A 23,535-nucleotide genomic window follows, 5' to 3' on the forward strand; every position below is an offset into this window, starting at 1 on the left:
TCAATTCCCTTCGTCCTGCCTCCGGGCAGGACGTTCAGACCCTTTTCCCTTCAATGCAGCTTCTAGTGCAGCTCGCTGTCGGGTGATGGTTCATCATCTGACAAGGGGGCGATATCCCTTGAAAGTTTCTGAAACTCCCGATGCAGTTCGATGCCCCGGCGTGCTTTCAGGCTCCTCTGTGCGGCGCTGCGCTGGCGTTTGATGTGCTCCGCCACCTCCATTCCCATGAAGATATCGAGCAGTTCGCTTTTAACCGAAGTCATTCGTTCGACGTTTTTCATGATCGACGCTCCTCCAGATTATCAACTAGATGATCGCCCGCCTGCCTCCGTGACGACTGAACATGATGCAGTGCGGCACGTCATTTCTTACTATAACCTGCTTGACAATATGATGACCGCCGGGAAAGAAACATCTAAACGGCCTTTAAACGCTCCCGTTTTGTTGGGCTAAGGCACTAGAGCGTTAACCGACCTAAACCCGCTGTGCTCAGGCATACTGTGATCAACGCTTTTGACTACGCCGCCAGTACACCGAATTTTTTTAAGGAGCTCACCGTGAGTCGCGCCCTGTTCGATGAAATGAGACGCCGCATGGAGCACTTTCGCCGCTCCGAGCAAAAAGTCGCCCGCTTTGTCCTGCGCAACCCCGATGAAGTGATTCATATGCGTATCGTGGATCTGGCCACCGAAGCCGGCGTCAGCGAACCCACGGTGGTGCGCTTTTGCCGGGCGCTGGGCTGTAACGGCTTTCAGGATTTCAAGCTGCAGCTGGCGCAGATGCTTGCCTCGGGCAGCCAGTTCGCCCAGTTCTCGATGAACGATAGCGACTCGGTGGCGGAGTTCTCTCACAGCATTTTCGACTCCACCGTGGGTACGCTTTTATCGGTGCGCGACCGGCTGGACAACGACGCCCTCGGTCGCGCGGTCAACGCCCTGGCCATGGCCAACCGGGTCGAGTTCTACGGCTTTGGCGCCTCCGGGGCGGTGGCGTTCGACGCTCAGCACAAGTTCTTCCGCCTGCAGATTTCCACGTCCGCCTACGCCGACCCGCACATGCAGAACATGTCCGCGGTAACCCTCCAGGAAGGTGACGTGGTGGTGGCGATCTCGCAAACCGGGCGCACCAAGGCGCTGGTGGCAAGCGTTCGCCTGGCCCGGGAAGCCGGCGCCACGGTGATCGGGCTTTGCCCCAGCGAGTCGCCGCTGGCAAGCGAGGTGAGCCTGCCGCTATATATCGATGTGCATGAGGACACCGAAATCTACACGCCGCTTAGCTCGCGCATTGCGCATCTGGTGCTGATCGACGTGCTGGCGGTGGGCGTTGCCAAGACCCGCGGGCCGAAGCTTGCCGAGCAGCTCAAGGCGGTGAAGAAGAGCCTGAACACCTTGCGCTACCCGGAAGAAGGGTGATCGGCTACTGTATGGTCGTCCAGTGCCGGGGCTGTGCTAGACTGTCCGCCCATTTGCAAACCGGCAGCGGCGACCATGGATGACGTTACGGCGATTCTCGATCAGCTCAACCCCGCCCAGCGCGAGGCGGTCAGCGCCCCTCAGGGCAATCTACTGGTGCTCGCCGGGGCGGGCTCGGGCAAGACCCGGGTGCTGGTGCATCGAATCGCCTGGATGATGCAGGCCGAGGGCCTTTCACCCTACGCGCTGCTCGCCGTCACCTTCACCAATAAAGCCGCCCGGGAGATGCGCACCCGTCTCGAGGCGCTTTTGGGCATCTCCATGCGCCACGTCTGGGTGGGCACGTTTCACTCCATCGCTCACCGGCTCCTGCGCACCCACTGGCAGGACGCCCGGCTCCCCCAGAACTTCCAGATCATCGACTCCGATGATCAGCTCCGGCTGGTCAAGCGACTCTTGAAGGATTACAACGTCGACGACGAGCGCTTCCCGCCACGCCAGGTGCAAGGCTTCATTTCCGGGTGCAAGGAAGAGGGGTTGCGAGCGCACCAGGTCAATGTGGACGGCGACGGTTATCTCGGCCAGATGGTCGAACTCTACGAGCGCTATCAGTTCACCTGCGAACGCGGCGGGCTGGTCGATTTCGGCGAACTCCTGCTTAGAAGTCTCGAGCTTTTGCGGGACAACCCGGCGCTTTTGAACCACTACCGCGAGCGCTTCGGGCACGTGCTGGTGGACGAGTTTCAGGACACCAATACTCTGCAGTACGCCTGGCTGAAGCTTCTGACCGGCATGCAGACGCCGATGACCGCGGTCGGTGACGACGACCAGTCGATATACGGCTGGCGCGGGGCAAAGATCGAGAACATCCGCCGCTTCGAGGACGAGTTCCCCCAGACCCATACCGTGCGCCTGGAGCAGAACTACCGCTCCACCAGTGCGATTCTGGATGCGGCCAACGCCTTGATCAGCCACAACAGCGAACGCATGGGCAAGAACCTCTGGACCGACGGCGTGGAAGGCGAGCCGATCTCGGTCTACGCCGGCTTCAACGACCTGGAGGAGGCGCGCTACATCGTCGACACCATCAAGGAGCGTGTCGACGAAGGCGTGAACCGGCGCGACGTGGCGATTCTTTACCGCTCCAACGCCCAGTCGCGGCTGATCGAGGAGACGCTGATCCGCCAGGGGATGCCGTACCGTATCTACGGCGGCCACCGCTTCTACGAGCGCCTGGAGATCAAGAACGCCCTGGCCTACCTGCGTCTTTTGCTCAACCGCGACGACGACGCCTCACTGGAGCGGGTGATCAACGTGCCCACCCGGGGTATCGGCACGCGCACCGTGGAAATCCTGCGCCACCGGGCACGTTTGGAGAGCGTCTCGCTCTGGCAGGCGCTGCACGATGCCGTCGGTGATGGCACGCTGAAAGGCCGGGCGGGTAACGCCGTACAGAAATTCACCAACCTGATCGAGCAGCTCGACAACGACGCCGCAGGGCTCTCGCTTTACGAGATCATCGATCACGTCATCGAGCACACCGGGCTGATCGAGCATCACAAGAGCGAGCGCGGCGAGAAGGGCCAGGCGCGGGTGGAGAACCTGGGCGAGCTGGTCACCGCGGCGCGGGCCTTCACCCAGGGCGACGCCTTCGAGACGCCGGAGGCCGGCGAAGGCATGACCGCTCTCGAGGCGTTTCTGTCCGAGGCCGCGCTCAACGGCGGTGACCACGAAGCCGAGGAGTTCGAGGACAGCGTACAGCTGATGACGCTGCACTCCGCCAAGGGTCTGGAGTTTCCGGTGGTGTTCATCGCCGGCGTCGAAGAGGGCCTCTTCCCGCACAAGATGTCCGTCGAAGAACCCGGGCGCCTGGAAGAGGAGCGAAGGCTTTGCTACGTGGGCGTGACCCGCGCCATGCAGAAACTTTACCTGACCCACGCCGAAACGCGGCGGCTGCACGGCAAGGAGGTCTTCCCCCGGCCGTCGCGGTTTCTGCGCGAGTTGCCCCCGCACCTGCTCGAAGAGGTGCGCCTGCGTGGGCATGTCTCGCGCCCGGTGACAGCGACGAGCCGACCCAACTACGCGCAGACCTCCATCGAGAGCGACGGGGAGCTTCCGGAACTCCACGTGGGCCAGCGCGTGAGTCATCCGGTGTTCGGTGAAGGCATGATTCTCAACGCCGAAGGCCAGGGGGCGCGGGCTCGGGTTCACGTCAGTTTCGAAGGCGAAGGGGACAAGTGGCTGGTGCTCGGTTTTGCCAAGCTCACCCCGCTTTAGGTGTGCTTGCCCAACAAAACCTGTTTAGCGCATACTTCCCGGCGGACGCTTGCGCTTATGTGCAACTATAAAAAACAGACCTTGTTGGAGTAACCCCCGCCATGCAACGCCGCCAATTCATGAAAACCGCCGGTTTCGGCGCCGCCGGTCTCGCCGCTGCCCCTTTCGTGGGCACCGCTCAGGCCCAGGAAACCTACACCTGGGACATGGTCACCTCCTGGCCGAAGAACTTCCCGGCGCTGGGCACCGGCGCCAACGACTTCGCCCGCCGGGTGGAAGAGCTTTCCAACGGCCGCATGCGTATTCGCGTGCACGGCGCGGGCGAGCTGGTGCCGGCGCTTGAAGTGTTCGACGCCGTCTCCGCGGGTACCGCCGAAATGGGTCACTCCACGCCCTACTACTGGCGCGGCAAGGTCGCGGCCTCGCAGTTCTTCACCGCCGTGCCGTTTGGCATGACCACCACCGAAATGAACGCCTGGATCTACCACGGCGGCGGCCAGGAGCTGTGGGACGAGGTGTACGCCAACCACAACCTCAAGCCGTTCGCCGTGGGTAACACCGGCCCGCAGATGGCGGGCTGGTTCAAGAAAGAGATCAATTCGCTTGCCGACATGCAGGGCATTCGCCTGCGTCTGCCCGGCCTTGCCGGCGAAGCGATGAACGCCATTGGCGTGAGCACCGTGAACATGCCCGGCTCGGAGATCTTTACCTCGCTGCAGACCGGCGTGCTCGACGCCGCGGACTGGGTCGGCCCGTACAACGACATGGCGTTCGGCCTTCATCAGGTCGCCGACTACTACTACACCTCGGTGTGGAACGAGCCCTGCGCGCTGGTCGAGAGCTTCATCAACCTGGACGCCTGGAACGAACTGCCGGAAGACCTGCAGGCGGTGATTCGCGAAGCCGCCCGGGCCTCGAACCTGGCCATGTTCACCGAGTTCGCCTTCCACAACGCCCAGGCGCTGGAAACCCTGGTCGACGAGCACGGCGTCGAGCTGCGTACCTTCCCGGACGACGTCATGCAGGCGCTGTTCGAGGCATCGAAAGAAGTGATTCAGCGTCAGACCGAAAACGACGACGAGTCCCGGCGGGTCTACGAATCCTACGCCGCCTTCCAGCAGTTGATGCGTCCGTTCAGCGATATCGGCGAATACGCCTACTTCAAGGGTCGCGACAGCATCGGCGCCTGAGCGGTAGCGACATGAAAAAGGGCGCCCTGGGGCGCCCTTTTTCCGTTGGTGCGACGGAATCATTCACTGTGGACTGCGCGAATACGCCCGTTGTCGTCAAGGGCGACCATCACGAAACGCGCCTCGGTCACTTTCTGGCGCTCCTCCAGGTAGCGCCCGTGGGGCGGGCGCACCCATACCTCGACGTCGATCTTGATCGAGCTTCGGCCGATCTCCTGCACCTGGGTGTACACGCTGACCATCGACCCCACCCGTACCGGGCTTAGAAAGTCCATCGCCTCGATGGCCACCGTCGCCGTGCGCCCACCGGCTTCACGGCCAGCGGCAAGCTCGGCGGCCTGGTCCATCTGGTTCACCAGCCAGCCGCCGGGAATATCGCCATAAAGATTGGTATCTTGGCGGGAAGCCAGTAACTTCAACGTGAGCTGCCCAAGCGGGGCGGGTACGTCGTCCAGATCATTTTCCAGCGGTGTCATAGGCGGGTCGCTTCAAGGGCTTGTTGTTGTAAACCTAGTGTTGTAACAGAAAGGGTGTAACAGTTGCACCGTCATAAACGGGCGCCAGTTAATCACAAGAGGTGAATCGTTTGAAGAGTAGCGGGTTACGCCCAGGGAATAAATACGCGCAGGCCATGCTGTGGATGATGCTCTGCTTGATGTTCTGGCTACTGTCCTGGCTGAGCGCGCCGGCCGTTTTCGCCGCCGCGCCGATCACCGGCACGCTGGGGGCCACCGGCTCCGATACCATGGCAAGCCTGGTGCTGCGCTGGGGCGAGGCGCTGACGGCGCGCCATCCAGGCATCAACGTACAGCTGCAGGCCGGCGGGTCGTCCATTGCCCCTTCGGCACTGGTGGCAGGTACCACTCGTCTGGCGCCCATGTCGAGACCCATGAACGCGGAGGAACGCGCGCAGTTCGAAACCCGCTATGGCTACTCCGCGCTCGAGCTTCGCGTTGCCCGGGACGCGCTGGTGGTCGTGGTGCATCGTCACAACCCCCTTGAGGCGCTTACCCCCCAGACGCTGGACGCCATCTTCTCCACCACGCGGGCCTGCGGGGGCGAGACGCCGATTCGCCGCTGGGAAGAGGTGGCGACAAACCTTGACTGGCCCTTTGGCCGCATTGCGCTTCACGGACGCAACCTGGCCTCGGGGACGTTTGACCTTTTCAGGCAACGCGCGCTCTGCGGTGGGCGCTTTCGCGCCGATATCAGCGAATATCCCGGTTCTTCCGCCGTGGTCGCCGCGGTGGGCAACTCGCCGGATGCGATGGGTTACACCGGTTACCATCACCTCACACCCATGGTACGCGCGCTCAGCATCGTGGATGCACAGGGCAAGGCGGTAGCGCCTAATGAAGCGACGATCCAAAGCAGCGAGTACCCGCTTGCCCGGGACCTTTACCTGTACGTGAACGCGGCGCCTGACAAGCCGCTATCGCCGGCCGAGCGGGCCTTCATCGACCTCATCATGTCATCCGAAGGACAGCAAATCGTTCGCTCGGCGGGGTTCGTGCCGCTGCCCGCCGAGCAGCTCGAACCGTTCGCCTTGTCACATGAATGACATAAAAATGACTTAGTCTGGGGAGACTTCATGCCTTGTCCTGGTGATCACACGCGCTCTTTTATGATGTCGACATGACGCGACCCACCCTGTTTGTCCGCCCCCCCCTGCGCCAGCTTCAAGACCGACTGGCAACCGGCCTGATCACCGCAGCCGGTATCGGCGTGCTTCTGGCGATTCTCGCCATTGGCGTGTTTCTCTTCTGGGAGACACTGCCACTTCTGACCCGGTTTGAAGTTCTCCCGCTTGAAAGACTCACGCCGCTTGCCTGGGGCACATTAAAAGCCGCTCTGGCGGCCTTGCTGCTGGCCATCCCGCTGGCGCTGGGCGGGGCGATTTTTTCTGCCCTGTTCATGTCCGAGCGGCTTCGCGCGCGTATCAAGCCCACGCTGGAGCTGATGGAAGCGGTGCCCGGCGTGGTGGTGGGATTCGTGGCGGGACTGGTGCTGGCGCCCTGGGTGGAGCGCCACCTTGCCAGCACGCTTACGCTACTGGTGTGGCTGCCGCTTAGCGCGCTGCTGGCCGGGGTCTTATGGCATCTGATGCCCAAGGCGCTACGCCGCTGGCTACCGCTTGGCTGGGCCGGACTCTGGCTGTTGCCCTGGATGGCGGCCATGACGGCCCTGGCACTTTGGTTTGCCCCCTTGATAGAGCAGCAGTGGCTGGGAGGCGACCTGGCACGGCTTCTGGATCAGCGCTTCAATATCAATTACACCACGCGCAATACGTTGATTGTGGGGCTGGCCATGGGGTTTGCGATCATCCCAAGCGTTTACTCGCTGGCCGAAGACGCGCTTCACGATATTCCGCAGACGGTGATGGAGGGCGCCCAGGCACTGGGAGCCAGCCGCTGGCAGGCGCTTTGGAAAGTGGCGCTGCCCATGGCCGGGCCGGGCATCTTTTCGGCAGTGATGATCGGTGCCGGCCGCGCCGTGGGGGAAACCATGATCGTGCTGATGGCGAGCAGCAACGCGGCGCTTTTAAGCGTCAGCCCTCTGGAGGGGCTTCGCTCGTTCTCCGCGGCCATTGCCATCGAGCTTCCCGAAGCCCCGCCGGACGGGCTGACCTACCACCTGCTGATTCTGGCCGCTCTGGCCCTGTTCTTGTTCACCTTTTTGGTCAATACCTTGGCTGAAGTCGTCCGCCAGCGCTTACGGCGCCGTTATCACCGGCTAGGGGGTACTTGATGCAGCGCCTTGGTCAACGCCGTCTCTGGCCAGGCGATGCCCTGTGGGCCTGGCTCTGCGCTGGAAGTGTGGCGCTGTCGCTTGTGATGCTGGTAGCCCTTGTCGCACTGCTGGCGGTCAAGGGCTTGGGGCATTTCTGGCCCGCGACTCTCGAAGAGCTCACTCTGCGCTCCGGCGAACAGGTGATCGGCCAGCCCGTACGCGAAGCCCCGCTCCCTCAAGGCGAGGGCTCCGAGCGGCTCTACTTCACCGGCAACCGGGAGCTGACCGGGGCCAACTGGCGCTGGATCACCCTTGAAGAGATCGCCGTGATCGCCACACCCGATGACGTGATCCGCCTGGAGCGTAGCCCCTGGGGCGATTTCATCGGTCGACTGGCCGCCCTTGAGATCGAGGGTGAACGCCTGACCGGGGCGCCGGCCAGAGAGCGGGTGTCGCGTATCCTGGCAACCCCCACCGACCAACGCCCTGATGGCCAACTGGTGCTGGTAACCGCCCAGGGCCAGACACTGACCCAGACGCTTGCGACGATCAGCGCCTTTCAGGCGCCCAATACTCTTTCGGCGGGAGAGAAAGTCTTGATCTGGGGGCGCGGCGTCTGGCGTTTTCTCAGCGAAGGCCCGCGCGCGGCCAATACCGGCGGCGGGGTCTGGCCGGCTATCTTCGGCACGCTCTTGATGGTCATCCTGATGTCGGTCATCGTCACGCCCTTCGGCGTGCTGGCAGCGATCTACCTTAACGAGATCGCCCACCAGAACCGCCTGACGCGCCTGGTACGCATCGGGGTGCGCAACCTCGCAGGCGTCCCTTCGATCGTTTACGGCGTGTTCGGGCTTGGTGTGTTCGTCTACGGCGTAGGTGGCTCGATCGATCGCTGGTTCTTCAGCGAGGAACTGCCTTCACCCACTTTTGGCACCGGAGGACTCCTGTGGGCCTCGCTGACGCTGGCCCTGCTCACCCTTCCGGTGGTGATTGTCGCCACCGAGGAAGGGCTTGCGCGCATTCCCAACGCCCAACGCGAGGGGGCGGTGGCACTGGGCGCCACTCGCCTGGAAATGCTGACCCGCATCGTGCTTCCCATGGCCACACCCGCCATGCTGACCGGCGTGATTCTGGCCGTGGCCCGGGCTGCCGGCGAAGTAGCCCCGCTCATGCTGGTGGGGGTTGCCAAGCTGGCCCCCCAAATGCCACTGGATGGTGAATTTCCCTATCTGCATCTCGAGCGCAAATTCATGCACCTTGGCTATCATCTATTTGATAGCGCCTTTCATGGCGACGATGTCGAGGCGGCGATTCCGCTGGTCTACGCCACGGCGTTTTTACTGGTGCTGATCGTGATGGTACTTAACTTAACTGCCATATTCTTGCGTCATTATCTAAGGCGCCAACGGGGAGACTCATGGGCGCGCCTATAAAAGCCGAACCGGCGCCGGTGGTGACATTTCCCGCCGAGCAGCGCTGCCTGAGCGTTGAAGATTTCAGCCTGACCTACGGCGACAAACCCGCGCTCAAGGGATTGACCCTGGAAGTGCCGCGTCACCGAGTCACTGCCTTTATCGGGCCGTCTGGCTGCGGCAAGTCATCGCTTCTGCGCTCGTTCAATCGGCTGCACGATCTGAACGAAACCGCGGTTCATCGTGGCCGTATTCATCTGGAAGGACGCGACATCTTCGAAGCCCATCTCAACGTGAGCGAACTTCGCCGCCGGGTGGGCATGGTGTTTCAAAGCCCCAACCCCTTCCCGATGTCGATTTATGAAAACGTCGCCTTCGGCCTTCGTCTGGAGCGGCGCCTGCCCAAGCGCAAGCGCGACGATATCATCGAGTGGGCGCTGAGTGCCGCCGCCCTCTGGGATGAAGTGAAGGACCGCCTGCACCGCTCGGCCTGGTTGCTTTCGGGCGGTCAGCAGCAGCGTCTGGTGATCGCCCGCACGCTGGCGGTGAAACCGGAAGTGCTGCTGCTGGATGAGCCGGCCTCGGCCCTTGATCCGATCTCCACGCTAAAAATCGAGGAGCTGATCCGCAACCTTAAAAACGAACTGACGCTGGTGCTTGTCACCCACAATATGCAGCAGGCCGCCCGGGTATCCGACTACACCGCCTTCCTGCAAGGCGGCGAACTCGTCGAGTATGGCCCGACCGACCAGGTCTTCACCAACCCCAAGCGACTGCGTACCGAAAACTACATCACCGGCCGGGTTACCTAGCCTGGCCTCAGATCATCCGTAGGAGTGCTCGATGGATATTACAAGCGATACCCATAGCCAGCATATTTCGCGCCAGTTCAATCAGGAGCTGGAAGAGCTGAAAACCCACCTGATGGCCATGGGCGGGCTGGTGGAAAAGCAGGTGCAAGACGCGGTACACGCCCTGCTGGAAAGCGACAGCCGCCTGGCCGAACAGGTGCGTGACAACGACCGACAGGTCAACGACCTGCAGTTGCAAATCGATGAAGAGTGCACTCGTGTACTGGCCCGGCGCCAGCCCGCCGCCTCGGATCTGCGTCTGGTGCTGGCGGTGATTCGCGCCACCTCGGATCTCGAGCGTATCGGCGATGAAGCAAGCAAGATCGCTCGTAACGCGCTGTCGCTGTCCGACAACAACGGCAGCATCCGTGGTCTGGTGGAGGTGCGCCATATCAGTGAGCACGTACGCAAGATGCTGCGCGATGCGCTTACCGCCTTCGCCCGCTTTGATACGGAGCTTGCCATGCAGGTAATACGCGAGGACGAATTCGTCGATGACGAGTACGGCAGTGCCATGCGTTCGCTGATGACGTTCATGATGGAGGATTCGCGCTCGATCACCTCGGTGCTGAGCATCATGTGGGTACTACGGGCGCTGGAGCGGGTGGGAGACCATGCCAACAACCTGGCCGAATACGTGGTGTATCTGGTGAAGGGGCTGGACATTCGCCACAGCGCGCCGGATAGCGTCGATCAGAAGATGCTGAAAAAACCTTGACCTTTTAAAGCGTTGGCCATGCAATACGCCCAGGCACATCGCCTGGGCGTATTTATAAGGATCCATGATGCTGACTGCGGTCTCCGCCCTTAGCCAAGGCATTCGCCTAGTGTATCAAAAAGGGCTAAGGCGCTATATTTTCCTTCCCATCCTGATCAATCTGGTCGTTTACATCAGCCTGGCCAGTTTCACTTTCAAGCGCTTCGCCGGCTGGCTGGACCAGGCCATGGCGAGCGTTCCCACCTGGCTGGACTGGCTTTCCTGGCTGATATGGCCGCTGTTCGTGTTGAGCTTGCTGGTCGCGATCTTCTTCACTTTCACGCTGGTGACTCACCTGATCGCCGCGCCGTTTTACGGCTTTCTTGCAGCCCATGTGGAGCGCAAGGCAACAGGCGTTGAACCACTGGACGATCGAGGCCTGGCAAAAACGGCGCTGGATGCCGTAGGCCGTGAGCTGATCAAGCTTCGCTACATACTGCCCAGGGCGGCCCTCTTGTTCGTCATCAGCTGGATACCCGGCGTCAACCTGTTCGCGCCTCTGCTCTGGGCGCTGTTTTCCGCCTGGATCATGGCCATTACCTATCTGGACTACCCGATGGATAACAATAAGGTAGGCTTCAAGGAGATGCGAAAGCGTCTAGCTCACCGCTGGTGGCCAAGCTTGTCCTACGGGGGGCTGGTAACGTTGATCACCTGGATACCGCTTGCCAATCTTTTTCTATTACCGGGGGCTGTCGCCGGGGCGGTACTGATGTGGGACGTGCACTATCGTGATCTCAAGCTGCTGACACACACATAGCCATCAACGTATACGGTCTCATGCCTGCACGTCGTGGCGATGAAATGAATATGACCCACCAAAAACTAGACCCCGCCAAAAGCGGGGTCTTCATTTTGCTCAGCTCGGGCGATACGTAACGAAAGCTTCCTGTCCTTTTGCGGGACTCCAACCTTGGAATTTACCCTGACTAACGTTTTTGATCGTCGCTAGATTCAATCCTTGAATCAGTGAGCATCCCTGCTGCGGGGCATCCTTACCCCTTATAATGCTCATCCCTAAGCGTAAAGCTTTGTGGCAAAATTGCAACTAAATGTTACTTACGATTCAGAGTTCTTTTCGACTACTGCTTCAGGAGACGTCTCTGCACTTTCACCAGCAGTGTGGCCCGTTGAGTCCGGCTCACCAATCGTCTGGGAGTTCGTGCCCTGGGTGTGGTGATCGGTCGTCAGCTCTTCCTGAGTGTAGTCAGGACGATCATTGGTGTTCATGTTGACGTTTTGTCCTTCGTCAAACGGCTGGTCGTCGGTAGTGATATCTTGATTTTCATCAATCGACGGATGATCTGTAGTATCTGCAAAGGCCATCGGGCTTGCCAACAGACCAAACGCAATACCTACAACACCAGCTTTCTTGAGTAGCTCCTTGGACATCATATTCCACCTCCTAGATCGCTGTGGTTACCGCTTAAAGTAAGAAAGAATGCCTTGCGGCTGACCACTTTGTTGCGGTTGTCTTTCTTGCCCATATCTTTGCAGACACTATGCCAAACATACCATAAAAAAATATAATTACATAAAATCAATAACTTAAAATGATACATGAGTTATACAAAAGATTTTATGGCGGTTGTACAGGCCGACAAAAGTGTTTAAAAATGACACATGCGCGTTCTTTACCCATTCTTGTATGTCATTTCGATACAGTTGTACAACCTGGCAATTTCTGGTCAGGGCTGGCTTATACGAGAAGCGGGAAACACGCAGCTGAAACGTGCGCCCTGCTCGGGGCGAGAGTCTATCTGCAGCTTGGCATCGTGGCGAAGCAGTACGTGCTTGACGATGGCAAGGCCAAGCCCCGTACCGCCAGTCGCTGTACTGCGGCCCTTGTCCACGCGATAGAAGCGTTCGGTCAGTCGGGGGATATGCACCGGGTCGATCCCGTGCCCGTCATCCTCAATTTCGATGCAGGCGCCGCCGTCGGGCAGCGCGGCATAGCGCAGCGTTATCAGACTTTCATCCGGCGCGTAGCGCACGGCGTTGAACACCAGGTTGGAAATAGCGCTGCGAAGCTCCTGCTCGCTGGCAATGAGCCGGGCATCGCTTCTGATATCCAGCTCGATTCGCTGGGGCTTGTCGTGCTGCTGACTCGACAGGGCTCGAGCGTCCTGGCAAATACTCTGCAAGAGCGGCGCCAGCGCCAGAGGCTGATGGTCCTGGCCGCCCTGATCGATTTCCAGCCGGGAAAGCAGCAACAGATCGTTGACCAGGTTCTGCATTCGCTGGGTTTGGGTCTGCATCTGGGCGATTCCCCGGCCCAGGCGCGGCGGCAGCTCGTCGCTCAAATCGCCGTAGGTTTCCAGATAGCCGGAAAGCACCGTCAGCGGCGTGCGAAGCTCGTGTGAAACGTTGGCGACAAAGTCCTGGCGCATCTGCTCCAGCCGGTGCAGACGGGTGATGTCCCGAGCCATCAGAAGGCGTTCGTCATCCCCGTAAAGGGTGATCTGATATTGAAGGATGCGCCGTTCGTCGATGGGCGAGGTGAGCGTGAGCGGCTCGCGATACTCTCTTGAGGAGAAATAGCGTACAAAGTCCGGGTCGCGCAATAGATTGGTAATGTGCTGACCCCGGTCGTGCGCAGTCTGTAGTCCCAGCATCTGGGTAGCCGCGCTATTCCACCACTCGAGGTCACCGTGGCGGTCAAGCATCACCACGCTGTCGCGCATGGCTTCAGAGGATTCCTGAATCCGTGCAAGGGTGGCCCTTAACCGATTCTGGGTGATCCGCTGGCTTTTCTGGTAACGGTAAAGACGATCAAGCAGCTCACCCCACAGCCCTCTCGCGGCGGGTGGCTCCTCGTTGGGCTCGAACGTCAGCCATTGATGAAGGGCGCGCAGTTGGCGCAGGTGATAGAAAAGGCATACGGCAAGGCCCGCGGCGAGCCCGAATCCCGGGGCGTCCATCATCCACCCGAAAATGACGCCGAACGTGGCCAGCCACGCGATTCGCCAAAGCTCCCGGCTCCATAGATGCACGCGCTACACCCGGGCGGAGAAGCGGTACCCTGTGCCGCGCACCGTCTGAATCAGGTTCTGGTGAACCTCGCCCAGGGCCTTGCGCAAGCGGCGAATATGCACATCCACGGTGCGCTCCTCCACGTAGACATTGCCGCCCCACACCTGATCCAGCAACTGGCTTCGCGTGTAGGCGCGCTCCTGATGGGTCATGAAAAACTGCAGCAAGCGATATTCGGTGGGGCCCATCTCGAGTGCCTTGCCATGGGCACTGACGCGATGGCTGACGGGATCGAGCAGCAAGCCGTTGATCTCGATCGGGTCTTCCACACCGCGCGGGGTCGTGCGTCGCAGCACGGCTTTCAGGCGCGCCACCAGCTCTCGTGGCGAGAACGGCTTGGTAATGTAGTCATCCGCCCCCGCCTCCAGGCCCTGGATCTTGTTGTCTTCCTCGCCCTTGGCGGTGAGCATGATGATGGGCAGTTCGGCGGTCGCTTCCTCGCGCTTGAGGCGTCTTGCAAGCTCGATACCGCTGGTGCCCGGCATCATCCAGTCCAGCAGTAGAAGATCCGGCTGATGGTCCACCACCAGGGCGTGGGCGTCCTGGGCATTGTCCGCTTCAAGCACACGATAGTCCGCCATTTCCAGTGCCACCGCGATCATCTCGCGGATAGGCGCCTCATCGTCGACGATCAAAACGGTCTTGGCGGTCATTTACGGGCCTCACGGTATCCAAGCGAAAATGGTTCAGTGACATATCGATGACAATCACACCATGCGGTAATGACAGTTTTATGACACCTTCGACATTAGCCCGTGACCGGCCACCAGCTCAAGGCCAACCCGGCAAATACCAGAAGTCCCGACCAGTGATTGTTCAAGAACGCCTGAAAACATGGATCGCGCTCACGTCCCAGGATCAGTCGCTGCTGATGCACGAAGGTGGCCGCCATGGCGACAAGCCCCAGCCAGAAGAACCCGTTCAACCCCACGCGCAGCCCCACCCAGGCCAGCAGCGCAAGCGTTGCCACCTGCAAAAGACCGATGATCAACCGGTCGGCGTTGCCAAACAGCACGGCGGTCGACTTGATACCGATTTTCAGGTCGTCGTCGCGGTCCACCATGGCGTACTGGGTGTCGTAGGCGACGGTCCAAAGCACGTTGGCGAAAAACAGGATCCACGCCTCGGCCGGCACGTACCCCAGGGTCGCGCCAAAGGCCATGGGAATCGCCCAGGAGAACGCCGCCCCCAGCACTACCTGGGGAAAGTGGGTATAGCGCTTCATGAAAGGGTAGATGAACGCCAGCACCACACCGCCCAACGAAAGCGCGATGGTGAACCCGTTGGTGAACAGCACCAGAATGAAGGCGATGGCCACCAGCCCGATGAAGAGCAACTTGGCCTCGGCTTCGCTGATACGCCCGGTGGCCAGCGGCCGATTTCGGGTACGTTTGACGTGGCCGTCGAAGTGGCGGTCGGCATAATCGTTCACCACGCACCCCGCCGCGCGCATCACGTAGACCCCAGCGATAAAGATCAGCAGTACGCCCCGTCCCGGCACGCCTTCGGCGGCCACCCATAGCGCCCAGAGCGTGGGCCACATCAAAAGCCAGGTGCCGATAGGCCTGTCCAGGCGCATCAGGGTGATAAAATCAGCCGCCCGGGACCAGCCGGTCGGGCGCAGTAGAGAACGATCCATGCTTACCTCACAAAGACAAGACGCAGTGTAGCCTAGCGCGAAGCCATCCCAAGATCATCCGCCATGGTGGATAAAAAGCACTCCTGCACCAACAAGCAAAGCCCGCCGTGGTAAAAGACCGAACGCCGTCCCCACACGTCGAAGGCCCCGGATGGACAAAGATGCTCTGCAAATGCCGGTGTCTGTCCGGTGGCGTAGAGCGGCCCACGGACAAGACCCGGCTGGCGAAACAGCCAGCTACCCAGCGAACGCTCGCCCAGTCGATCCAGATGCTGACCTTGAAGCTGCTCGAGAGGCGCCACCGAGCGCGCCACCACCCAAGGGGTTTCGTCCACGCAAAGCGCCACTTCACGCAGCCAGGCCAGTCTTCGCGGCGCAAGGCCCAGCGCCTGGGCCTCGTCGCGCTGGGGCACACCCACCGTCTGGCGCAGTAACCGGACCCGGAACGGTTTGGCCTCGCCTGCCGCCACCAGGCGGGCGGTCAGCGAGTCGGTCGAGGCCACCCACCGCCACCAAGGGGCGCTCATGGCCGGGCGTAGGGCGTTGACGGGCAGCCAGCGCACGTAGGGATGAGCTTGCAGAGTATGGGAAGCCACGCGGTCTCCAGGGCGGTCAAGTCGTGACGGCTAGTGTAACATGGTGGTCTGATTCGCTTTTCCTGAAGACATGATGGTACCAACGTTGGGGGTGGTATGACCCACACTTGCTCACAAGCCAAAGCGGCACCGGTGGATCTGCTCATTATCGGCACCGGCATGGCCGGTATCGGCCTGGCCCGGGCGCTGCGGCGCCAGAAGGACACCCGTTCGATCACCCTGGTGAGCTTTGACAGCGGCGATGAGTACAGCAAACCGCTGCTCTCCACCGGGTTCGGCAAACGCCTCGACCCCCAGAGACTCATCAAGCAGGACGCTCAGGCGGTGGCCCAGGAGCTTGACGTGACCCTGCTGCCCCATACCCAGGCCGTCGAGCTGAACGCCGAGCGCCGCCAGGTAGCCCTGGATACCGGCCAGACTCTGCGCTTTCAAGACCTGGTGCTGGCCACTGGTGCCCACCCACGCGCCGCGTCGAGCGTGCCCCAGGCTCTCGCAAGCCGCTTTTTCAGTGTGAATGACCTGGACGATTACCGCCGCTTTCACGCCACCCTGGCCAGGCACCCGGCCCGGGTGGGGGTCGTCGGCGCGGGGCTGGTCGGCTGCGAATTCGCCAATGACCTGCAGGCGGGTGGCCATCAGGTGACGCTCATCGCCCCCGAGACCACGCCGCTGCCGCGTCTTCTTCCCCCGCCACTCGGTCAGGCCCTGGGAGACGCCTTTGAAGCCGGTGGCATCGCGCTGGCGCTCGGGCGCACGATCAGCACTGCCCAGCTGGATGCGCATGACGGTATCGTCCTGACGCTGGATGACGATGCCACCCACCGGGTAGATGTCGTGCTGCAGGCCACCGGCCTGGCCCCGCGTACCGCGCTGGCCGGGCGCGCAGGCCTTGAAGTATCGGAAAGCGGCATTACGGTGAACCGTTATCTGCAGACCACAAACGCCCATATCTACGCTCTGGGCGACGCGGCGTGCATCGATGGCGTCAACGCGATGTACGTCCAGCCACTTCAGGCAAGCATCCAGGCTCTGGTGGCCACGCTTGCGGGCCACCCCACCTCGGTTCGTCTCAAAGCCTGGCCGGTCGTGGTGAAAACGCCGCTATTGCCGGTGGTAGCCTACCCACCGATTGCGCCGGTCACCCAATGGCGGATCGAGGGCGAAGGCGATGCGCTCACCGCGCTGGGCGACGACAAAGATGGTCAATTAGTCGGTTTTGCGTTGACAGGCGGCTGCGTCAAAAGGAAAGTGGAGCTTTCCAGAGCAGTGCCTGCGCTGCTAGGCTGATGCTCGATGTGTTCGCGACTCGGCCAGAGCGTCAATACCCAAGTATGGTTTCTATAACACTCACAAGCGTTACGCTTGATTTTTCATCAGGGAGATTCCTCTATGCGCAAACCTGAACTCGCCGCTGCGATTGCAGAAAGTGCTGATCTGTCCAAGGACAAGGCAGGCCAAGTTTTAAACGTGATTCTGGATGAAATTACCAACAGCGTTGCCAAGGGCGAAGACGTGGCCCTGATTGGTTTTGGCACCTTCACCGTACGCGAGCGCGCCGCCCGCACCGGCAAGAACCCGCAAACCGGCGAGCCGCTGAAGATTCCGGCCAGCAAGAACGTGGCGTTCAAGCCCGGTAAAGCACTCAAGGACGCCGTTTCCTAATGAAACTCCGGTTAACGCTGTGGCTGTTGGGTTTGATGCTCAAACGAGCCCTGCGCCGCAAGCCGCGCTTCAAGGAGCAGCTGAAAGGCATGCGCGGTTTGAATTGGGGCATTGCCACGGAAGATTTGCGCACTGCCCGCTACTATCGGATGACGCCCCAGGGCATCGACACCGGTAAAGGTCTACCCATCGACCTGGACCTTGAGCTACGCTTTCGCGATCAGGACGCCGCGCTGAAGATTCTCAGGAAACCGACCCAGCAAGCCTTTCTTCACGGCATGATGAACGGCGACGTTCGCCTGGTCGGCGACTCCAGCGACATGAACAAGCTGCAGAAGCTTTTGAAGTATTTGTAACGACTAACAGCCCGCCACCCGCCAAGGGGCGGGCTGTTTTAGGCTGCTGCAAGCCTGATCGCCACTTACAAGCTTACACGTTGCTTGAAGCCTCTTCGAATAGTCGCCAATATGCCCATTACGCGCCGTCTTGCACCTTTTTTGGATATGCCCGACGATTGCCGCGTTCTTGGCGAAACACTCTTTACCCCGCTATATCAGCACCTTCCCTTACATATGTATTCGAATACACGCCCAAGGCAACGGCTTTATGTCGCGTTGGCCCCTGAATCGGTGAAATATCCTAAGGTAACCGCCTGATCGGTGCGCCATAGCAACACATGCCATGCAGTTGTTATACTAAAGTCTAACAATCAATCGAAGAGACGCCATGTCCATCGCTTTACCCCTGCGCCGCCTCTGGACGCTGGATAAATTCGCCTACAGCCTGCGCGTGTTTATTGCCTTCAGCGGGGCACTGCTTTCAAGCGCGCTGCAGGGTGACGTGGCGTTGGTGATTCCGCTTTTTCTAGGCATTATCGCCTGCGCGCTCTCGGAAACCGACGATAGTTGGCAGGGGCGCTTGCAGGCGCTCATCGTCACGCTTTTATGCTTTGCGCTGGCCTCGTTTGTCGTTCAGTGGCTGTTTCCCTGGCCGTGGCTTTTTGTACTCGGACTCGGGGTGTCTGCCTTCACGCTGATCATGCTGGGCGCCATTGGCCAGCGCTACGCCACGATTGCCTCGGGCACACTGATTCTGTCGATCTATTCGATGATCAATATCGAGCAGCACGGTGGCGTGGATGCGGACGTGGCCTCGCGCCAGTTGCTCCTGCTGGCCGGGGCGGCGTGGTATGGCATGATCTCGGTATTATGGTGCGCGCTGTTCTCCCGTCAGCCGCTGAAGCAGAGCATGGCACGGGTCTACAAGACGCTGGGCGAGTTTTTGATCCTCAAGTCGGCACTTTTCGAGCCGGTTCGCGGCGTGGATGTCCAGGCGCGGCGTGTAGCCCTGGCCCATCAAAACGGCCAAGTGGTGGCCGCGCTGAACCAGGCCAAGGAGATGATCTTTCGCCGCCTGGAGGGCCAGCGCGGCAGCCGCAAACTCAACCGCTACCTGCGCATCTACTTCATCGCCCAGGATATCCATGAACGGGCAAGCTCCACCCACTACCCCTACGGCGCGCTGACAGAGGCGTTCTTTCATCACGACGTGCTGTTTCGCTGCCAGCGGCTTCTGGACCAGCAGGGCCGGGCGTGCCGGCAACTGGCAAGATCGCTTTTGTTGAACCGCCCGTTTGATCACGAACTCAGCGAGCAGGCGCTGGTGGATCTTCGCGCCTCGATCGACAACCTGCGCGACCGTGGCAGGCCCGAATGGCGCGCGCTGATGCATCCACTGAACGCCCTGGCGGAAAATCTGGCGACCCTCGAGGCGCAGATCGCCAGCGCTCACAACCCGGACAGCAGCGATGAGCGCCGTGACAGCGCCCTGTTCGATCGCTCGCCCGCCAGTCTCAAGGACGCCTGGGGCCGCGTGCGCTTGAACCTGACGCTGGGCTCACCCACCTTCCGCCACGCCGTGCGCCTTTCTACCGCGCTGATCGCGGGCTACGCACTCTTGCAATGGCTGGACCCGGAGCAGGGCTTCTGGATCCTGTTGACCACGCTGTTTGTCTGTCGGCCCAACTTCGCCACCACAAGGCGCTTTCTTTCCCAGCGTATTCTGGGCACGGTGCTGGGGCTGATCGCCGGCTGGGCGTCGATCAGCCTGTTTCCGCAGCCGGGTATCCAGAGCATGATCGCGGTGGCGGCGGGGGTGTGCTTTTTCGCCAATCGGGAGCGTCACTACGTGATTGCCACCGCCTCGATCACACTGCTGGTGCTTTGCAGCTTCAATCAGGTGGGTGACGGTTTCGACCTGATCTGGCCGCGGCTTTTCGATACCCTGATCGGCGCGCTGATCGCGGGGCTGGCGGTCTTTTTCATCCTGCCCGACTGGCAGGGCCGAAAGCTCTACCGGGAAGCGGCCAAGGTACTGGCCAATCATCGCGGCTACCTGGACGAGATCGTCCATCAGTACGAAGAAGGCAAGCAGGATGACCTGGCCTACCGTCTGGCTCGGCGCAACGCCCATAACGCCGACGCGGCGCTCTCGACGCTTTTGACCAACATGCTTCATGAGCCGGGGCACTACCGCAAGCAGGATGCTGACGACGGCCTGCGCTTTCTGGTGCTCTCCAACACATTGTTAAGCCACCTGTCGGCCTTGGGCGCTCACCGTCACCGATTGGCCGAGGATGAAGACGACGCCGCGCTGATGCCCCTGGCCCGACGCATCAGCGAGCTTCTGGCAAGGCTCACCGATGAGCTTCACAAGCGCCAGCCCATCACCGCCCTCGAGGATCAGGCCAGCGAGCTCTTGAGCGCGCTGGATGGGTCTTCCCACGTGCTTGAGGGCGATACCGCCAATGCCGTCACGCTCTACCGCCCCATTCAAAGCCAGCTCCGGCTGATTGCCGGACAGCTGACGCCGCTGGCGCAGGCCGCCGACCGGTTGACCCAGCCAAGAGCCAGCGGCGGCTAGACCTGCCCGTAACGCCCGGCGGCTTCGCCCAGCCAGCGACGCACCAGCACGGCGGTGGCCTCCTTGTCGGTCTGCATGGCCTGGGCCAGCGCGCTGACCCGGTCAAGAAGGTCGGCGTCGCGTTCCAGGTCGGCGATCTTCATCTGGGCAAGCCCGGTCTGGCGGGTGCCCAGCACCTCGCCCGGGCCGCGAATCTCCAGATCCTTCTCGGCAATACGAAAGCCGTCGGTGGTTTCGCGCATCACACCCAGCCGCTCTCTGGAGCTTTTGGAGAGCGGCGGGTGGTAAAGCAGCACGCAGAAGCTCTCCTGACTGCCGCGGCCGACCCGGCCACGCAGCTGGTGCAGCTGGGAAAGCCCGAGGCGTTCCGGGTTCTCGATGATCATCAGGCTGGCGTTGGGCACATCCACCCCCACTTCGATCACCGTGGTGGCCACCAGAAGATCCAGCTCGCCTTCCTTGAACGCCGCCATCACCTCGGCTTTCTCGCTGGCTTTCATACGCCCGTGAATCAGCCCGATGGCCAGTTCAGGGAGTGCGGCGGTCAGCTCTTCCCGCGTCACTTCCGCAGCCTGGCACTGCAGCGCCTCGGACTCGTCGATCAGGGTGCACACCCAGTAGGCCTGACGCCCGTCGCTGCAGGCCCGGCGAATGCGCTCGACCACCTCCGGGCGGCGCTCGTCGGATACCACCGCGGTCTTCACCGGCGTGCGCCCCGGGGGCAGTTCGTCGATGACCGAGACGTCGAGGTCCGCGTAAGCGCTCATGGCGAGCGTGCGGGGGATGGGTGTGGCGGTCATGATCAGCTGATGCGGCGTGAGCCCGCCTGCCTCGCCCTTTTCGCGCAGCGCCAGGCGCTGGTGCACGCCAAAGCGGTGCTGTTCGTCGATGATCGCAAGCCCCAGACACTTGAACGTGACATCGTCCTGAAAAAGCGCGTGGGTGCCTACCACCATGCGCGCCCGGCCATCACGAATGGCCGCCTTGGCGTCCAGACGGCTTTTGCCCTTGAGCTTGCCCGCAAGCCAGGCCACTTCGATGCCCAGCGGTTCGAACCAGGCCTTGAAGGAGCGGTAGTGCTGCTCGGCGAGAATTTCCGTGGGCGCCATGATCGCCGCCTGACAATCCCCTGCCAGTGCTGAAAGAGCGGCCATGGCAGCCACTACGGTCTTGCCCGACCCCACATCACCCTGCACCAGCCTGAGCATGGGCGCGGGCTCGGCCAGATCCAGCTCGATCTCCTCCAGCACCCGACGCTGGGCCCCAGTCAGCGCGAAGGGTAGCTGGGTCAGAAAGCGAGTCTGGAGGCTGCGCCCGGCGGGAAGCCGGGGGGCCCCATCGGCCTGGATGCGCAGGCGCACTTCGCGAAGGCTCAACTGGTGGGCCAGAAGCTCCTCGAGGGCGAGACGACGAGTGGCCGGGTGCCGCCCCTGGGTCAGAAGCTCCAGGTCCACATCCGGCGGGGGCTGGTGCAGCAGGGCCAGGCTCGCGTGAAGCCCGGGCAGGTCGAAGCGCTGGCTCAGGGCGGCGGGAATCTTGTCCGGCAGCCCCTCCGGCGTCGCTTCAAGTTGCGAAAGCGCCTGCTGGGTGAGCGCCCGCAGCCGGGTCTGGTGCAATCCTTCGGTGGTGGGATAGATCGGCGTATAGTGCTCCTCGACCGGGGTCTCGGCGCCGCCGCTCAATCGGTACTCCGGGTGATAGATCTCAAGCCCGGTCGCCCCGGCCCGGGCTTCACCGAAGGCGCGCACCGTGACCCCAGGGCGCAGCTGTTGCTGCTGGGCCGGCGCGAAGTGGAAAAACCGAAGACTCAGGATGCCGCTTGAGTCGCGCAGGCGTACCAGCAGGCTACGCCGGCGCCCTTTCACGATATCGCAGGCGGTCACCTCGCCTTCTATCACCGCCTCGCTGCCCGCCCGCAGCAGGCCGATAGGCGTCAGGCGCGTTCGATCCTGGTAGCGAAGCGGCAAGTGGAACAACAGATCGCTCACCCGCTCTATCCCCAGCCGTGCCAGCTTGAGCGATAGCGCCTCGCCCACGCCTTTCAATTCGGTGACCGGGGAGCCTAGATCGCTCATGGGGCGGGCTGCCGGCACTGGTTGATCGCCTGGATCAGGGCATCGATGGCCTTGGGCCGGGGAAAGCTTGCCCGCCAGGCGATGGCCACGGTGCGCGAGGGTGCCGGGTCCTTGAACGGCCGGCTGGCCAGCAGCGACTGCTCGTGCTTGTCGGTGCCGAGTGCCGATTGCGGAAGCACGGTGATGCCGAGCTTGGAAGCCACCATATGACGAATGGTCTCCAGCGAGCCGCCCTCGGCAATCAGCGTGTTGCTCGGGCTGTTGAGCTTGTGGGTAATCGCCGGGCAGGCTTCCAGTATCTGGTCGCGAAAGCAGTGCCCCTCTCCCAGAAGTAAAAGCCGCTCCTGAAGCAGGTCCTCCTTGTCGATTGCCTCTCTCTGCGCCCAAGGGTGGCTTTTGGGAATCAGGACCTCGAAGTCTTCGTCGTAGATGGCCTTGGTCACCACGTCGGTTTCGGTGAACGGCAACGCGACGATAATCACGTCCAGCTCGCCGCTTCTAAGCTTGCCGCGCAGCGTGCCGGTCAGCCCTTCTTCGATATAAAGCGGCATTTGCGGCGCCGCCTGGGCCAGCGCCGGAATCAGATGAGGAAACAGATAAGGCCCGATGGTGTAGATGGCGCCGATACGCAGCGGATTGGCCAGCTGGTCGCGCCCGGCGCTGGCCAGCTCGAAGATCAGGCTGGACTGCTCCAGCACGCGCTGAGCCTGAGCGATGATCTTCTCGCCAAGCGGCGTGACCTGTACGGTGGATTTGGAGCGCTCGAACAGCGGTGTCTCCAGTTCGTCCTCCAGTTTCTTCACCGCCACCGACAGCGTGGGCTGGGAAACATGGCAGCGTTCGGCGGCGCGACCGAAGTGACGCTCTTGTGCAAGGGTTACGATGTAGCGAAGTTCTGTTAAAGTCATAACGGTGCCAGTAGGCATCCTCTCGTAGCAGCTAGTGACTCATCATCGTGACTATGAACGGGATGGCAAGG

The 23,535-nt window shown here is 61.5% G+C and carries 22 protein-coding genes; 13 read left to right on the forward strand and 9 right to left on the reverse strand.

Features of this window, described 5'->3' with window-relative positions; translation table 11 throughout:
• Positions 1-62 precede the first annotated feature (62 nt).
• Entirely contained in the window at positions 63-281 is a 219-nt protein-coding gene (locus ACWF8S_RS17030; protein WP_447554660.1) for a PA3496 family putative envelope integrity protein, read from the reverse strand.
• 276 nt (positions 282-557) lie between these two features.
• Between ACWF8S_RS17030 and hexR the strand changes: the two genes are divergently transcribed.
• The 3 genes from hexR to ACWF8S_RS17045 all read left to right on the forward strand — a co-directional run bounded on the left by hexR (position 558) and on the right by ACWF8S_RS17045 (position 4,879).
• Positions 558-1,412: a transcriptional regulator HexR gene (gene hexR, locus ACWF8S_RS17035; protein WP_447554661.1), complete on the forward strand. Its 855-nt coding sequence runs from the start codon at positions 558-560 to the stop codon at positions 1,410-1,412.
• Positions 1,413-1,487: 75 nt separating this feature from the next.
• Positions 1,488-3,689, forward strand: a complete 2,202-nt coding sequence (gene uvrD, locus ACWF8S_RS17040; protein WP_447554662.1) for a DNA helicase II — start codon at positions 1,488-1,490, stop codon at positions 3,687-3,689.
• Positions 3,690-3,790: 101 nt separating this feature from the next.
• Positions 3,791-4,879, forward strand: coding sequence for a TRAP transporter substrate-binding protein (locus tag ACWF8S_RS17045; RefSeq protein WP_447554663.1), 1,089 nt, complete (start codon positions 3,791-3,793; stop codon positions 4,877-4,879).
• Between the two features lie 59 nt (positions 4,880-4,938).
• Here ACWF8S_RS17045 and ACWF8S_RS17050 read toward each other — a convergent pair whose 3' ends face one another.
• Positions 4,939-5,355 carry an acyl-CoA thioesterase gene (locus ACWF8S_RS17050; RefSeq protein ID WP_447554664.1) on the reverse strand — a complete coding sequence of 139 codons (417 nt, stop codon included), beginning with the start codon at positions 5,353-5,355 and terminating at the stop codon, positions 4,939-4,941.
• A gap of 164 nt (positions 5,356-5,519) precedes the next feature.
• Here ACWF8S_RS17050 and ACWF8S_RS17055 point away from each other — a divergent pair, with 164 nt between their 5' ends.
• The 6 genes from ACWF8S_RS17055 to cysZ all read left to right on the forward strand — a co-directional run bounded on the left by ACWF8S_RS17055 (position 5,520) and on the right by cysZ (position 11,389).
• A complete protein-coding gene (locus ACWF8S_RS17055) occupies positions 5,520-6,440 on the forward strand; it encodes a PstS family phosphate ABC transporter substrate-binding protein (protein ID WP_447556630.1) in 921 nt (306 codons plus the stop codon).
• Positions 6,441-6,514: 74 nt separating this feature from the next.
• Entirely contained in the window at positions 6,515-7,627 is a 1,113-nt protein-coding gene (locus tag ACWF8S_RS17060) for an ABC transporter permease subunit (RefSeq protein ID WP_447554665.1), read from the forward strand.
• Complete coding sequence (pstA, locus tag ACWF8S_RS17065) at positions 7,627-9,042, forward strand: phosphate ABC transporter permease PstA (protein ID WP_447554666.1); 1,416 nt, start codon at positions 7,627-7,629, stop codon at positions 9,040-9,042. Before ACWF8S_RS17060 ends, pstA begins: the two co-directional genes overlap by 1 nt.
• Positions 9,027-9,833, forward strand: a complete 807-nt coding sequence (gene pstB, locus ACWF8S_RS17070; RefSeq protein WP_447554667.1) for a phosphate ABC transporter ATP-binding protein PstB — start codon at positions 9,027-9,029, stop codon at positions 9,831-9,833. Before pstA ends, pstB begins: the two co-directional genes overlap by 16 nt.
• Before the next feature lie 31 nt (positions 9,834-9,864).
• Positions 9,865-10,590, forward strand: a complete 726-nt coding sequence (gene phoU, locus ACWF8S_RS17075; RefSeq protein ID WP_447554668.1) for a phosphate signaling complex protein PhoU — start codon at positions 9,865-9,867, stop codon at positions 10,588-10,590.
• A gap of 67 nt (positions 10,591-10,657) precedes the next feature.
• Complete coding sequence (gene cysZ, locus ACWF8S_RS17080; protein ID WP_447554669.1) at positions 10,658-11,389, forward strand: sulfate transporter CysZ; 732 nt, start codon at positions 10,658-10,660, stop codon at positions 11,387-11,389.
• 299 nt (positions 11,390-11,688) lie between these two features.
• Here the strand turns inward: cysZ and ACWF8S_RS17085 are convergent, their stop codons facing one another.
• The 5 genes from ACWF8S_RS17085 to ACWF8S_RS17105 all read right to left on the reverse strand — a co-directional run bounded on the left by ACWF8S_RS17085 (position 11,689) and on the right by ACWF8S_RS17105 (position 15,897).
• Positions 11,689-12,024, reverse strand: a complete 336-nt coding sequence (locus ACWF8S_RS17085; RefSeq protein WP_447554670.1) for a hypothetical protein — start codon at positions 12,022-12,024, stop codon at positions 11,689-11,691.
• Positions 12,025-12,317: 293 nt separating this feature from the next.
• A complete protein-coding gene (phoR, locus tag ACWF8S_RS17090; protein WP_447554671.1) occupies positions 12,318-13,622 on the reverse strand; it encodes a phosphate regulon sensor histidine kinase PhoR in 1,305 nt (434 codons plus the stop codon).
• A gap of 3 nt (positions 13,623-13,625) precedes the next feature.
• Complete coding sequence (gene phoB, locus ACWF8S_RS17095) at positions 13,626-14,315, reverse strand: phosphate regulon transcriptional regulator PhoB (RefSeq protein ID WP_447554672.1); 690 nt, start codon at positions 14,313-14,315, stop codon at positions 13,626-13,628.
• Between the two features lie 95 nt (positions 14,316-14,410).
• Positions 14,411-15,301 (reverse strand): 4-hydroxybenzoate octaprenyltransferase, encoded by an 891-nt coding sequence (gene ubiA, locus ACWF8S_RS17100; RefSeq protein ID WP_447554673.1) that lies wholly within the window; start codon positions 15,299-15,301, stop codon positions 14,411-14,413.
• A gap of 32 nt (positions 15,302-15,333) precedes the next feature.
• A complete protein-coding gene (locus ACWF8S_RS17105; RefSeq protein ID WP_447554674.1) occupies positions 15,334-15,897 on the reverse strand; it encodes a chorismate--pyruvate lyase family protein in 564 nt (187 codons plus the stop codon).
• Positions 15,898-15,993: 96 nt separating this feature from the next.
• Here ACWF8S_RS17105 and ACWF8S_RS17110 point away from each other — a divergent pair, with 96 nt between their 5' ends.
• The 4 genes from ACWF8S_RS17110 (at position 15,994) to yccS (ending at position 20,481) form a co-directional block, all read left to right on the forward strand.
• Complete coding sequence (locus ACWF8S_RS17110) at positions 15,994-17,184, forward strand: FAD-dependent oxidoreductase (protein WP_447554675.1); 1,191 nt, start codon at positions 15,994-15,996, stop codon at positions 17,182-17,184.
• A gap of 102 nt (positions 17,185-17,286) precedes the next feature.
• Positions 17,287-17,559 carry an HU family DNA-binding protein gene (locus ACWF8S_RS17115; RefSeq protein ID WP_224105623.1) on the forward strand — a complete coding sequence of 91 codons (273 nt, stop codon included), beginning with the start codon at positions 17,287-17,289 and terminating at the stop codon, positions 17,557-17,559.
• On the forward strand, positions 17,559-17,915 hold the full coding sequence (locus ACWF8S_RS17120) for a hypothetical protein (RefSeq protein WP_447554676.1): 357 nt from the start codon (positions 17,559-17,561) through the stop codon (positions 17,913-17,915). Before ACWF8S_RS17115 ends, ACWF8S_RS17120 begins: the two co-directional genes overlap by 1 nt.
• Positions 17,916-18,285: 370 nt before the next feature.
• Positions 18,286-20,481, forward strand: a complete 2,196-nt coding sequence (gene yccS, locus ACWF8S_RS17125) for a YccS family putative transporter (RefSeq protein WP_447554677.1) — start codon at positions 18,286-18,288, stop codon at positions 20,479-20,481.
• Here the strand turns inward: yccS and recG are convergent.
• A complete protein-coding gene (gene recG, locus ACWF8S_RS17130) occupies positions 20,478-22,556 on the reverse strand; it encodes an ATP-dependent DNA helicase RecG (RefSeq protein ID WP_447554678.1) in 2,079 nt (692 codons plus the stop codon). The genes yccS and recG overlap by 4 nt on opposite strands.
• Complete coding sequence (locus ACWF8S_RS17135; RefSeq protein WP_447554679.1) at positions 22,553-23,464, reverse strand: LysR substrate-binding domain-containing protein; 912 nt, start codon at positions 23,462-23,464, stop codon at positions 22,553-22,555. Before ACWF8S_RS17135 ends, recG begins: the two co-directional genes overlap by 4 nt.
• Between the last annotated feature and the right edge of the window lie 71 nt (positions 23,465-23,535).

It is taken from the genome of Vreelandella xerophytica (genome assembly GCF_968048975.1).